We start from the raw sequence: 12,993 nt of genomic DNA on the forward strand, positions 1-12,993 counted from the left end.
TCAGAGTGTCTTCAGGTATTCGAGCAGCGCCTTGCGTTCCTGGTCGGTCAACACCTTCGTGTACGCGTGGCCCTGGTTGCCTTTGCCGTAGCCGTGCGTATTGAACACGGCGCGTTGCTCGACCGCCTCCGGGGCCGGGGGGAAATAGTCGGCAAAGGACTTGAACGCGTCCGTGACCAAATCGAACACGGTCGGCACCTTGGTGTACGGGCCCGCGCGGCAGCTCAAATAGCCGGGTCCCGTGATGTCGCTGCACTGCAGCGGGGTATACCTCCAGCCCATTTTGTCGAAGTCGTATGCGGTGAGCGAGGTGTCGAAACCGACTTCGCCCTTGGGGTTGGCCTGCGAGGCGGGCGCCAGCTGCCGCCGCCAGACATCGGGACGATCCGACGGCTTGAGCACGTCCCAAAGCGAGGGCACGCTCCCATTGTGGAAATACGGTGCCGCCGCCCACACGCCGTGAAGGGGCTGCGCCGTGTAGCCGATGATGGGCAGCGGCGAGCAACCGTCGTTGGCCGGGCGAGCCGGCTCGCCGCTGTTGACCACGCCCATGAGCTGATTCTGCAGCGGTGAAAGCTTCTCCGGCGGAATGAAGCCAGGCAACGCATCGGGGTAGAACATCCACAACATGCTGGCCACACTCGCCACTTGATCCTGCGGAATCAACGGGCGCGCCCCGAGGCCATTGAAGAGAGAGGAATCCGCCGAATCGGTGCCCGCAACGGCCTGCGGCGCCACGTACCCCGCATAACCGACTAGCCTTGGATCGGGCAGATACCCTGGTTGGTGCGCAAAGTACGGTGAGTAAACACCGTGGCAGCCTGCGCACGAGCCATTGCCCCCGGCGGGCCGCTCGATGTCGGCGTTGGCGCCGCCGGCCCATAGATTCTTGTTGTGGAAGAGAATGGCGCCTTGCTCGGCCAGCGGCCGGTCGATGCAATACGGATTGTCGGCAGGTCCCGGGCTGCCGTCGGCATTCGAACAATAGCCATGAGGATATTTCGGTGCCTCCACGGTGTTGAGCCAGATATCCAAATCTTGGAAATCTCCCTCGCGGCGCTTGCTCCAGTAGCCGTCGTACTTGTTGGTCGACGATGGAAAATAGTTGCCGCGCGAGCTTCCCGCGCTGCCAAAACCGGTCCACAGGTAGCGCGTTTTGTTGTGGGTCCACCACCAGGCGGGGGTCTGCTGATCGCCTCCGGTCAAGGGCACGGTGGGCATCAGCTTGCCGAGATAAGCCGGTTCGGCGAGCTTGGCGCGCCAATCCAGGGTTCCGAGCTCGCGGAAAAGGAGCACATTCACGATTTCCTGGTCGGCCGCGTTCACACCGCGCGAACGATTGGCCATGTAACCCGGGTTGTCGAGAACGACCTGAATCGAGTTTCGGCCGTACACGCCATTGGCCCGATTGGCATCGTTGTAAAGCAAGCCGAGATCGATGTTCGTCCCGGGAGCGCCCGCGTAAAAGCCAATGGGAAGGCCGCCGGTGATTTCGGGGTGGCCATTCTTTCGAAAATAGTTGCTCGCGTCGCCCGAGACTTCACCGTTGCCGATTTGGCCGAGGTGGCACGCGTAGCACGTGGCCCCGACCACGCCGGTCCAGCGCCCGTTGGCGTCCTTGGTCTGCACGAAGCCGAGCGGCCCTTGCACACTTCCGCCGTTGGTCAGATTGGGATCTTCCCCCGGCAGAGGAAACGGATTCGGATACGGGTTGGGCGGATAGCCATAGCGTGATTGCATCACCGTGCGCAGCAACTCCGTCGCGGCTTGGGGATCCGTCGGAATCGTGTATCCCAGCGTCTTGGCCATGTTCCAAACGCCCTCCACCGGGATCAAATCTCCAGTGATCGCGTTGGAAAAGATGTATTTTCGTCCGCGCTCCACCGCCGCACGCCATTCACCGCACGTCGTCGGTCGCGGCTTCGCCGTGTACATCGGCTCTTTGCCTTGGGCAACGAGGATCGCATTTTGCTTGGCCTGGTTCTCGAGCAGCGTTTCGTTGGCGCAGACTTTGTACGGAGCATTGTAATACACGGCATAATTCGGATTCCCGATGCGGCTGCCCGAGATGAGCTCGCGCGGGTCGAGGGGCAACGGAGCGGTATCGGGTTGGTTCTCGCAAAACTGGGCGGCGTAGTTGCGACCGCCGTTGCTCTCCAGATTGCCGAGCAGCGCGTACGTGGGTGGCGGCGGCGGTGGCTCGCCCCCGAAATCACAATGGGCAGGGTCCGCCCAACAGGCGAGCAGCGTTTTCATGTCTTGATAGGCCACACTGCTTGTCGCCCACGGCGCACCACCAGAATGTGCGTGCTGGCCGGATGCATTTTGCAAAATGAGATTGGACTCCACGCCCTTTCCGAGATTCGTCCATGACGTTTGCAAATTGCGGTAATCGTCGCCCGTTGCGGACGAGAGCCTCATCCTGCGGCCCTCGGGCTTGTCGGCGACGCCGCCTGGCACGTGGCAGGTGCGGCAGTAGCCGAGGTTCGGTTGCACCCGGGCCGCGAAGAACTCTTCGGGGCTGCCGACGGCGGCCACCGAGGTGGACGTCCCTCCGTCATCGTCACCACTGTGGCAGGCGGCGACGACGCCCACCGTCACCACGCCGGCAAAGCACAAGTGTGAAATGCGACGCTGCCTTATGTCTACCATCATCCCACCTCCCTCGAAACCAGTGCGCTTCTCGTCGGTTCCTGCATTCTCCGGCCGGTACGCGGCGCGTCGTGAGGGGGGGCCGTGCCAAAGTACTTGTCATTTCGTGCCAACGGGAAAGATTGGAAATGACGGTTAACAAGTTATGAAGCGGCAAGACCTCACCCGGCCCATCGTGCCCATCGTCTACGGGGTGCTCATCCTCGATCTGGCGCTCGAGCGAGGAGCCACACGCGCGGCGATGCTGTCGGATCTCGAGATCCCCGAGGCCGTGTGGAACACGCCCGATGCGCGACTTTCCCTCGTGCAGCTCGACCGCTTGCTCTTCCGCGCCGTGCGCCTCACCGGCGATGGTGCGCTCGGTTACGAGATCGGTTTTCGCTGCGGGGTCACCATGCACGGGCTCTTTGGCCTTGGGGCCATGAGCCTCGGCACCGTGCGCGAGATCGTGGAATTTGGAATCAAGTTTCTACCGGTGCGCCTTCCCAATGTGAAATTGTCGCTCCTCGAAGGAAGGCCGCAAAGTGCCCTCGAGGTGGCGGAGGCAACATCGCTCGGTGCACTCCGGCGGCAGACCATCGAGATCACCTTGGTGGGCGCCATGCATCTCGCCACGGAGATCCTGGAACGACAGCGCCCGGGTTCGGATGCCCATCTCGAAATGTGGTTCGACTACCCGGAGCCCGAGTATTACGCCGCCTACCGTTCTCGCCTCCCGCCCGCGCACTTCGGCATGGCGGCCAATCGCCTCTTCTTTCCCACGGAGCTGCTGGATCGTCCGCTGCGCGCCTGCAATCCCATCACGGCCGAGATGATGCGCCAGCAGTGCGAACGCGAGCTGGCCTTGCTGGGGCTGGAGGGTGACTTCCCGAGCCGCGTGCGGGCTGCATTGCCCAAGCCGGACGGCGGTTATCATAGCGCGTCGGAGGTGTCGGCCCGCTTGTTCGTCTCCTCCCGCACCTTGAAACGCCGCCTCGCGGAGCACGCCACCAGCTTCCAGCGCGTGCTCGACGAGCTCCGCCAGCACGACAGCACGCGCCTCCTCCAGGATCCGGCGCTGGCCATCGAACATGTGGCCGAGCGCCTGGCTTATGCCGACCCTGCGAACTTCACCCGCGCCTTCCGCAAATGGATGGGCATCACCCCCAGCGAATACCGAACGAGGTTGTCGAGCCGAACGAAGTCGTGAAGGCCTATTTCTTTTCGCAGAAGCCGATATTGCACGCGGGGGCGCCGGACGAGCACTCCGATGGGCCGGCGCAAGCCCGACAATCCTTGGGCGCGCCGCCGCCGACCTTGCTCTCGTAGTAGCAATGGCATTGAAAGTCCGGCTCGATCGATTTGAGCGGGCCCATTTCCGTGTCACGGGTCACCGACATTGCGCAGAGCGGCACGAAGCCGCCGGAAATGGTGGCATCGAGGAGCGCTTGGTTCGGAACGGCGAACGGCAAGAGAAACGCCGCGGCCGCCGCCGTAGGCTGTCCATTTTGCAATTTGGTGTAGAGATGAATGGGCCCCCAGAGCGGGTAATGGCCATCGCGCACGTTCTTCTTGTCGTTGGCCGCGCGCGTGGAATCCGGCAAAAAGCCGGCAAGCTGGCCCCTGGCCTGGAAGTACAGAATGTGCAGGCCCACTTTGACCTTGTCGGCGAGGTCGAGCGACATCGTACCGATGGTCTTCTCCGCAACGTCTGCACTCGCCGTGAGGATCGCGTCGCGCATGCCCGGGCCCGTCTTTTTGTCGACGCCCCACCAGCGTGAGGGCGGCACGTCGATGCCGCGCGATAGGATGTTGTTCGTCCCTGTCGTCGCGCTTCGACTCCACATGTAATTGGGATCGACCCACGGCGTCGAAACGCCACCTTTGCCGCCCATCCCGAACACCATGTGCGCGGCTTCCGCGCTAATGGCACGCTGGGTGGAGGCCGGCGGCGTGGCAAACACCATGGCTTGGATCGGGCCGGTGGAATGCCCAATGTTCGCAAAGGCCCCGGTGCCAGGCACCCACCCCGTGTTTCCGCAGCTCGCCGCGAAGACGTCCGATTCGCCGACATCCGTCGTGTCACCCGAATTGGGCTCCGCACTGTTCGGCGCATAGCCCAAAAGGCACGGTGTCCCGTTGCCCTTCGAATCGTAGTACGACGCGAAGCTTTGCGATCCGTTCGTCGGATTTCGCATGATCGTTTTGGCCGGTGCATCGAAGCCCGCCGAGGCCGCGCCCGCGCAGGAGCTCGTGGGCTGCCACACGATGGTGTAGCCACGTTCGGCCACGAGCGGTGCCATGGCCTGAATGAAGGGCGTGAAGTTCGTCGAGCCCTGCATGTAAATGACCTTCGAGCGCTCGGTGGCGTCGTAGCACTTTGCGGTCGGCGGATTGAGTCCGCCGTCGGTGGGCGGCTCACTGCCCGCGTCGGGCGGGTCGACGAGCGCGGCAGGATCGTATTTGCCGTCGCACAGACCGAGGCGCGCGCAATTGTCGAACTTGGAGAACTCGGCGGTCGTGCATTGATTGTAAAACTCGAGATCGGTCTTGGGCGTCCCGCTGAAACACCCGGGCGGACCGAGGCCTGCATCGCCCTGGGTTGCCACCCGACACACGCTTTCCACACACATGGCAGACTGTGAGAAATGTTTGCAATCGCCGTCGACCGAACATTGCTTGCTGTCGCGATCCAAAAGCGCAGTGCAAGCGCTCGCGGCCAGCAACGAGGCCGTCGCCAGGCCAAAAACGACGATACCGCTACGATGGAGATGCATGAAACCTCGCCTTAGAAAGAGCCGGAGAAGCGGATGCCCGTCGGAGCAACACTGACTTTGGCTTCGTTCTTCGAAGGAAGCGTCAGGGTCCAATAGAGCGATACTCCGGCCGCTATGAGCGTCAACCCACCCAACACGTCCGTGGTCACGGCAAACGTCGTCGCTTTGGATGCTTTGGAATCGATGTCCGATTTGTCCCCAGGATACGCGTCGCGCGCCGACTTGAGATCCGATGCACTCTTGATGGCCAAAAACCCAGTCACCGCGGTCGCTGCGGCGAGGACGCCCGTCGCCGTCCAGCCGAGCAAAACGGGGCCTCCCTGGGATTCACGCGGACTCGTTTCGCCGTTCTTGGCCAGCGCAGGTACAGGCTCTTTGGGGGCCGCCACCGGGGTCTGCTCCAGAGAGTCGAGCCGCACGTCGACGTTGACGCTCTCACCTGCCGCAACGTCCACCCATTGTGTCTTTGGGTGGTATCCCTTCGCCGAGGCCACGAGCTTGCGGCGCCCCACGCTGACGGTCAGCGGTTTGCCAAGGCGCTTGGCCGGAACCTCTTCATCGTCGATCTGCAGCTCGGCACCGGGCGCATTGACGTGAATGTCGAGCCGGCCCACACGCGATTGGAGCGTGGCCACGACTTCGAGCACTTCTCCACGATGCCCCTCGCCCCCTTCGCTGAGGTATTGCTCGAAGGTGGACAGAGCCTGCGCATAGCGTTGAAGCTGAAACTGCGCTTGGGCGATATTGTAGAGAACATTCACATTGGGGGAGAGCTGGTACGCTTGTTTGAATTCGACGAGGGCGGCCCCGTAATCGGCCTCCCCGTAGAGCGTCACCGCGCGCTGAAAATGTGCCCCCGCGGATTTCTTGTCGTCGGCGTGTGCGGGCGTAGCGAGGAACAGAAGCGCCGGCACGAGCAAGGCAGGAAGACCGAGGCGGGTTCGTTTCATTGGTTGCCGTAGGGGTTGTTGGGATCGATGGCCCGCGTAGGCCGCTTTCCACCGGCCGGATTGACGTCCGTGGAGGCAGGCGGAGGGGCGGAGGGAGTCGTGGGCGGTGCAGCGGGGTTCGCGGCCGCGTTGTTCGCAGGCGTGCGCGCACGGACGGGCGGGCGAACGTGGGTGGCGCCCAAAACTTGCCGCTCGAGGGCGAGGTCGAGCGCAATATCGCCATCGCATACCACTTCTTCGAGCCTCGGAACGAAGCCGTCCGCATTGGCACCGATGGTCAGCGATTGGCCCGACGGACACCGCGAGGAGTAGGGTGCCTGCGCGCGGAACCCGTCGATGGTCAGTTTCGCGTTGGGAGGTGTCGTCCGCACGATGAGGGAAAACGTGCTCGGCGGCACCGTCGCGGTGGGCGCGACGGGTGCGACCGGCGGTGACGAGCCACTCGGTGCGACTGCCGATTGCACCTGCACGGGGGCTTCGGGCGTCGCAGATGCGGCCATTTTCGAGCGAAAGACGAAATAACCTGCGCCCGACAAGGCGAGCACGGACAAAGCGCCCGCGACCATGCGGCGCGTCTTGTGACCGGCTCGATCGGGGGCGATGGCATCGACGGCGGGCGATCGCGTGACGGGCCAGCTGATCGATTTGCTCGAGGACGTGAGCGGCGAATTCACCTGCTGCTGGGTGATGACGGCGATGCGATCGCGCTCGCCATTCTTCAAATCTTGCAGCGCACGCTCGAGGATGCGACGCAATCGTTCGCGCTCTTCTTTGAAGGCCTCCGCGAGCGTGGCACCGATTTCGCGAAGAGAATTGACCTTGCCCGCCCTGCTGGCCAGATAGGCCTCGAGGGCCATGTGAAGGGCCTCGGCCGACTCGTACCGCTCGGCGGGGTTCGCCGCCGTGGCCTTGTCGCAAATGTGTGCGAGCTCGTCGGAAATGTCGGGGCAGGCCGATCGGATGCGGGGAACCTCCCAGTTGATCAGACTGTGGAGCACGTCGACTTCCTTGGATCCCTTCCAGAGCGGGCGCCCCGCGACGGCTTCCCAGATCATGGCGCCGGCCGAGAAGACGTCGACCCGCGCATCGTACTCCCGGCCGTGAACGAGCTCGGGCGCGAGGTAGGCTACCTTGCCTTTGAGCACCCCGGTTCTCGTTTCGAGCTGGGTGTCGGCCGCCTTGGCGATGCCGAAATCGAGGACTTTCACCTCACCGGCGTAAGTGATGAATACATTGTGCGGGCTGACATCCCGGTGGATGAGCCCGAGGTTCGCGCCGTCGTAATCCGTGAGGGTGTGCGCATAGTGCAGCCCGCGCAGCATCTCGACGATGACCCTCAAGAGGGCCTCGGGGGAAAGTTTTCCTCTCGCCCGCCGATGGATGGTCGCGAGGGATTGCCCCTGCAGGTACTCCATCGCGATGTACGGGCGGTTCCCTTCCTGGGCGACCTCGATCGTTTGCGCGACGTTGGGATGTTGAAGGCGCGCGGCGAGACGCGCCTCCTCGACGAACATCGAGAGGATCGCAGGATCGTCGACGAATTCGGGTTTCAACTCTTTGATGATGAGAAGCTTGCTGAAACCGCCCGGCCCCTGCACACACGCAAGGTAGACGATCCCCATGCCGCCACGCGCAAGCTCCGCCACCAGTTCGTACCGGCCAATCCGCATTCAAATCCCCGTAGTGCGGAATCCCGGTCGATAGCAGGGATTTTCCAAACCGAACATATCTCCAACGGTGAACATCGTCGTCCCCACCCGCATCGCGCGTATCGAGATCGCACCCGTAGCCCCACGGCGCCAACTAAATCGAACGTATTCATGCGCTGCGCGATTTCAAGGATCTTCGAACTTCGAGAAGCGAGACACCAGGCACGCCATATCTTTCCGGCGCGAAGACATTTTCGTCAGCTCTTGCTGGTCGCTGCCGTTACCACCTTTTGGAGTGAAAAAATCAGTAGGGTGCAGACCATGGACATTGAATCGTATTTATGCGGTCAGCTCTGACAATTAACTGACGGATCCATTCGATGAGCAGGTGGGAATCGGCACTGCACGGAGCGCGATCGTACGGCGGGCGGCTCCAGTACAATCGGTCAGCCCCAATCACGATTGAATATAAAATAAGTAGAGCGCCCGACCTTCGCGGCGCATCGCATCGCGCAATGGGAATCGTGTACATACAGGTGTGCACCGCGCGTCGAGGCGGGCTCGCTTCATGCACTGCACGTCTCGCTCCGCACGGCCGGAGCGCTCGATATGCAACTAGCTGCGCACCGCTTCCACGTCTTCGAACACGAGTCCCTTGCCCCCGAGAAGGGCGATGGGATCGAACGGCCCGCCCAGTTGCGCGCTGGTCGAGCGCGGCACGAACAAGATGCACGGCTCGGGACCCGAGAGGACGCAGGGCACCAAGAAGCCGTAGCGGACCATGTCTTTCAAATTCTGAACGGTCTGGTCGACGGGCACGTGGCTTGGCACGATGCCGACCGCGGTAAGGCCATGTGCGTACTCGCGGACAGCCGATTCGAGGAGCCGTCGCGCCCGTTCCTTCTCGCTCCGAGGCTGGCCATCGGCCGTTTCCATGACGTAATCCAGGGCGGTCACCTTGGAGCCGTACTTACTTTGGCTGACGCCAAAAGAACAGAGCCGTGCCGCCGGCCCCGCACCTTCTCTCGACTACGCGGCCCGGCCCGTGCGCAGGGCCACCGCCCAATCCGGTCGGCCGTTCTTCGAAGCGACCGTGGCCGCAGTTTCCCAGTCGTAGGCCACGCCGATGAGATCCACGGAAATGGTCGGTCCCACGTGGACGATCGCATACCGCGCGTGGGGGCTTCCCGTTTCCATGCAGTGGGGGTGCGGGAGATCGTCGGAATAGGCCGGAAGGCCCACGCTCCCCGGGTTTACGATGACGAGCGACTCGAGCTGGATCAACCGGGGGATATGCGTGTGCCCGCATAGCAAAACGCGCTCGGTGACCCCACGAACGAGCCTCGAAATGCTCTCGCGGTCGCGCAGAGCAACACCTTGTTCCGTCACCCGCTCCAGCAAGTACACTTCGTCGCTCTCGGGCGTTCCGTGACAGAGTCGCACGTCCGCCACAGTCGCATGTGGAGCGAGACTGCGCAGCCATGCGACATCGCCATCCGCGAGCACGCTCCGTGTAAACTTCAGGGAGCCGTGTAGGCTTACATCCGCGTCGCTCTCGTAAATGATGCGGTCTTGGTTGCCTCGAATATGGCGGGTCGGGAGCCCGGCGTCGCGCAACAAGGCGGCCGTGCCACTCGGATCGAGCGGACCGTAAACGGCATCGCCGAGGTTGAGCAGCACATCGGCACCGCGGCGCCGCGCATCCTGCAGAACCGCATCCAGGGCCCACCGATTTCCGTGCACGTCGGAAACGACCGCGTACCGAATCATTCGCGGACAGTAGGCCTCGACGAGCCTCTCGTCCAGAAGGACGAGTTGGTATAGGCTCGCCGCGCGAGGGAGGGGACGATGATCAACGAGGGCCATGCGCAGCATCCCGGCTACGAGCTGGACGACGACTACGCCGTGTTCGACATCGACACGGACGATCTGACAATCGCCGACAGTGACACATTCGGCTTTCTGCACCTGACCGGCATCGCGGATCCCGTTCCGGACGACTTGCCCTAGCGGCACCGCCGTCGTGACGCCGCATGTGCTGCTGCACCTGCTGCCGGCCATCGTGTTGGCGGTGGTAGGGCACCTCGAACAGGCAAACCGAATGCGGGCCGCCCGCAAGTACCGGCCCGCCCGACGTGGACATCGGGAGCCCATGGCCGCCGTATGCCCGGTGTACCGCGAAGATCCGCGTCTCTTTGCTCGGGCCTTGCGCTCGTGGCTCAACAACGATCTCGCCGAGGTGGTCTGCGTCATCCACGAGGACGAGACCGCGTGCATCGAGATCGCGCGCACGTGCGGCGTGCGGGTGATCACCGTCGCGCACCGCGACAAGCGGCAGGCGCTCAAGATCGGCTGGGAGGCGGTCACGGCCAACCTGGTCGCCTTGGTGGACTCCGACACGGTTTGGGCGCGCAACCTCGTGGAGACCGTCAGCGCCCCCTTTGCCGATCCGGCGATTGGAGGCGTGGCGACGCAGTCGTTCGTTCTCGAGCCGATCACATTCTGGGAGCAACTGCGCTGCGGGAAGGGCCCGATTGCCGTGATGGCGGCGCAAACCGTCCGTGGCCGGGCGCTCGGCTGCCTGCCAGGTCGGACGGCGGTCTATCGACGTGATCTGCTGAATCGGATCGGCCCCGACTTCGTGAATCAATATTTCCTTGGCAAACGCTGTGGTCCCGGCGACGACACCCGTCTCTCGGCGCTGACGCTTCGAGCGGGATACCACACCGTTCTCCAGGCCAATGCCCACGTTTGGTCCCGTTTTCCCAATACGTTCGGCGGCATGCTCCGGCAGCGTCTACGCCATCAACGCAACAGCTGGCGGGAGCACCTGACCGCGTTGACGGGCCGATGGCTCTGGCGACATCCGTATTTGGCCCGGTGCGTGGTCACCTCGGTCCTGCTCCGTCTCGGCTTTCTTCTTGCGACGGCCTATTTCGTCTTGCTGGCGGCATGGGGTCATTTCCTGGTACCGGGATTGGTGCTGGTGGCCTGGTGTGGCCGCAGAATCATCCGGACGGCGCATTCCCTGCATCGTGCAGGCCGTCCTCGGAGCCTGACGTTCGGTCTCCTTGCGATCGATATCTTGTCCCACGGGCTCGACGCCTTCGGGCTATTGACCCTTCGCCGCCAAGGTTGGCTCACACGCGAGCACGGAACGTCGAATAATACCGTACGAACGTATCTTGGTTGAATCAGCGATTCGTGCAGCACAGTCTCGGAAAATCGATATTTTGACCGCCGACATGGGCCGCGGATCGTGTTTCGGAGCAATGGTTCGTATTTCGATGTTCACCCTTTTCCTTGGCGCCGGAGGATGCGCGGGGGCGCACGGTGATGGTGCATCCGGGAGCGACAATTCGCTCGAGGTGACCTCGGCCGATCCCGGACCGCTCACCGCGGCCGAGCTCGGGGCCGTGCCCGATCGTCTTCGGCTGCGCGCGACCAACCCAGAGCTCGACGATGCCGCGTTCGAGCTCAAATGGCAGGCCGCCAAAAAGGATGCCTTCTCGTTCTTTCGCTCATTCGATGCCGGCTATCACGCCGACTTGGCCGGCGTGCCGGCATCCCGGGTCCCCGGCGCCGAGACCTTGTGTGTCGGGGATGCGCACCCGGAAAACTTCGGGTTCATGAAGCTCCCCAGCGGAACGCGCTTCGCGATCAACGATTTCGACGACGCAGGGTATTGCCCGGCGGCCTTCGACGCCGCGCGCTTCTTCGCCGCATTGACACTTGCATATGGCAACGAGGCGTTGACCCAACGCGCACTCGAGCGCTACGTCGATTCCTTGAAGGATGCCTCGAAGGCTCGCTCCATCGATTCCGATCTCGAGCCAAGCTGGAAAAAGAAGCGTGAAAAAGGTCTGGCCAAGTACACGAAAGACGGTGCGTTCGTGCTGGGCGATGCCACGGATCTCTCGGCGCCCGATCCGGCCGAGCGCGCGGCCACGTTGTCCGCGATCGCCGCCGATGCACGCCTGGGCAATGTCACGGTGAAAGACATCGCCGATTATGCCCGAACCACGGGCGGTAGCAGCGGCCTCCGGCGCATTTGGGTGCTCGTCGATTCATCGTCCGCGCGCAGCATTCTCGAGCTGAAAGAACTCGCCTCCCCCGGAGTAACGTGGGGACGACACACGCGAACCCTCGAGCCCAGCGTCCGCTTCGAGACCTTGAAGCGCACATTCTGGAAGGACGCCGATCCCGGAGACGTCTTCGACGTGTCCCTGCTGGGAACGCACTTCATGCTCCGCGACCGGCTCTTGCGCGACGCGCCCGATCTCGCCGAGTTGGACTCCGATGACCTCGCCGAGGTGCTGGACGTGGAAGCGAGCCAGCTCGCCCTTCTCCACGCGAGCGCATTCGCCGACGTGAAGAAAGGGCCCCTGCGCACCTGGCTTCTCGGCACCGCGCGGACCCTCGCCACGCGATGGAAAGACGCTTGGAACGCGGCGCGCACCGTGCGGTGAAAAAGTTGTAAAATCTACGGAATGAGGCGCGACCCCGCCGAGCTTTTTGCCGTTCGGAAAAAGAAGCCCATCCCTTTCGAATTCGTTCTCGAGGAGCTGGACAGCCTCGGTCCATGGACACGCCCCATGTTCGGGTGCACGGCCGTCTATGTCGAAGAGAAGATCATGTTCATCCTCCGCGACAAGAAGAAGGATGCCGACAATGGCGTGTGGGTCGCGACCACCAAAGAGCACCACGCCTCGCTGCGCCGCGAGCTCCCCAGCCTTCGCTCCATCAGCGTGCTAGGCCCCGGCGAGACGGGTTGGCAAATGCTGCCCGTCGACAGTGACGATTTCGAAGAAAGCGTCCTTCGCGCCTGCGCGATGGTGCGCAAAGGCGATCCACGAATCGGCAAGGTGCCGGGCGCAAAGAAGAAAAAGAAGAGCCCCGGCCCCGGAAAGGGCCGTAGCCGATAAGGTGACGCGGTCGCATTCGAGCCCGGCCGAGAATCTCGCAAGACCGGGCACCGGGCTCGAT

The 12,993-nt window shown here is 63.2% G+C and carries 11 protein-coding genes; 5 read left to right on the forward strand and 6 right to left on the reverse strand.

What is annotated here, in order from left to right:
- A complete protein-coding gene (locus LZC95_43170; GenBank protein WXB00363.1) occupies nt 1-2,655 on the reverse strand; it encodes a hypothetical protein in 2,655 nt (884 codons plus the stop codon).
- Between the two features lie 142 nt (nt 2,656-2,797).
- Here LZC95_43170 and LZC95_43175 point away from each other — a divergent pair, with 142 nt between their 5' ends.
- The gene (locus LZC95_43175) at nt 2,798-3,841 is read left to right on the forward strand and encodes an AraC family transcriptional regulator (protein WXA93243.1); all 1,044 of its coding nucleotides are present in this window, start codon (nt 2,798-2,800) and stop codon (nt 3,839-3,841) included.
- A gap of 4 nt (nt 3,842-3,845) precedes the next feature.
- On the opposite strand, the gene LZC95_43180 is transcribed toward LZC95_43175, so the two are convergent.
- The 5 genes from LZC95_43180 to LZC95_43200 form a co-directional block, all read right to left on the reverse strand.
- A complete protein-coding gene (locus LZC95_43180) occupies nt 3,846-5,408 on the reverse strand; it encodes a hypothetical protein (GenBank protein ID WXA93244.1) in 1,563 nt (520 codons plus the stop codon).
- Between the two features lie 11 nt (nt 5,409-5,419).
- Entirely contained in the window at nt 5,420-6,358 is a 939-nt protein-coding gene (locus tag LZC95_43185; GenBank protein WXA93245.1) for a CDC27 family protein, read from the reverse strand.
- Nucleotides 6,355-8,028, reverse strand: coding sequence for a protein kinase (locus LZC95_43190; protein ID WXA93246.1), 1,674 nt, complete (start codon nt 8,026-8,028; stop codon nt 6,355-6,357). Before LZC95_43190 ends, LZC95_43185 begins: the two co-directional genes overlap by 4 nt.
- A gap of 594 nt (nt 8,029-8,622) precedes the next feature.
- The gene (locus LZC95_43195) at nt 8,623-8,964 is read right to left on the reverse strand and encodes a hypothetical protein (GenBank protein ID WXA93247.1); all 342 of its coding nucleotides are present in this window, start codon (nt 8,962-8,964) and stop codon (nt 8,623-8,625) included.
- A 72-nt stretch (nt 8,965-9,036) separates the two neighbouring features.
- Nucleotides 9,037-9,777, reverse strand: coding sequence for a metallophosphatase family protein (locus LZC95_43200; GenBank protein WXA93248.1), 741 nt, complete (start codon nt 9,775-9,777; stop codon nt 9,037-9,039).
- Between the two features lie 78 nt (nt 9,778-9,855).
- Between LZC95_43200 and LZC95_43205 the strand changes: the two genes are divergently transcribed.
- The 4 genes from LZC95_43205 (at nt 9,856) to LZC95_43220 (ending at nt 12,932) form a co-directional block, all read left to right on the forward strand.
- A complete protein-coding gene (locus tag LZC95_43205) occupies nt 9,856-10,017 on the forward strand; it encodes a hypothetical protein (GenBank protein WXA93249.1) in 162 nt (53 codons plus the stop codon).
- 13 nt (nt 10,018-10,030) lie between these two features.
- Complete coding sequence (locus tag LZC95_43210; GenBank protein ID WXA93250.1) at nt 10,031-11,200, forward strand: glycosyltransferase; 1,170 nt, start codon at nt 10,031-10,033, stop codon at nt 11,198-11,200.
- A gap of 94 nt (nt 11,201-11,294) precedes the next feature.
- Nucleotides 11,295-12,476, forward strand: coding sequence for a DUF2252 domain-containing protein (locus LZC95_43215; GenBank protein ID WXA93251.1), 1,182 nt, complete (start codon nt 11,295-11,297; stop codon nt 12,474-12,476).
- Between the two features lie 21 nt (nt 12,477-12,497).
- A complete protein-coding gene (locus LZC95_43220; GenBank protein WXA93252.1) occupies nt 12,498-12,932 on the forward strand; it encodes a hypothetical protein in 435 nt (144 codons plus the stop codon).
- Nucleotides 12,933-12,993: the final 61 nt, after the last annotated feature.

The sequence above is a fragment of the Sorangiineae bacterium MSr12523 genome (genome assembly GCA_037157775.1).
In the GTDB taxonomy this organism is placed as follows: Bacteria; Myxococcota_A; Polyangia; order Polyangiales; family Polyangiaceae; genus Pendulispora; species Pendulispora brunnea.

Bases quoted from the DNA above. Each gene is read 5' to 3' on its own strand.
- LZC95_43170 (WXB00363.1), bottom strand. From the start codon at position 2,655: ATGATGGTAGACATAAGGCAGCGTCGCATTTCACACTTGTGCTTTGCC.
- LZC95_43175 (WXA93243.1), top strand. From the start codon at position 2,798: ATGAAGCGGCAAGACCTCACCCGGCCCATCGTGCCCATCGTCTACGGG.
- LZC95_43180 (WXA93244.1), bottom strand. From the start codon at position 5,408: ATGCATCTCCATCGTAGCGGTATCGTCGTTTTTGGCCTGGCGACGGCC.
- LZC95_43185 (WXA93245.1), bottom strand. From the start codon at position 6,358: ATGAAACGAACCCGCCTCGGTCTTCCTGCCTTGCTCGTGCCGGCGCTT.
- LZC95_43190 (WXA93246.1), bottom strand. From the start codon at position 8,028: ATGCGGATTGGCCGGTACGAACTGGTGGCGGAGCTTGCGCGTGGCGGC.
- LZC95_43200 (WXA93248.1), bottom strand. From the start codon at position 9,777: ATGATTCGGTACGCGGTCGTTTCCGACGTGCACGGAAATCGGTGGGCC.
- LZC95_43205 (WXA93249.1), top strand. From the start codon at position 9,856: ATGATCAACGAGGGCCATGCGCAGCATCCCGGCTACGAGCTGGACGAC.
- LZC95_43215 (WXA93251.1), top strand. From the start codon at position 11,295: ATGTTCACCCTTTTCCTTGGCGCCGGAGGATGCGCGGGGGCGCACGGT.
- LZC95_43220 (WXA93252.1), top strand. From the start codon at position 12,498: ATGAGGCGCGACCCCGCCGAGCTTTTTGCCGTTCGGAAAAAGAAGCCC.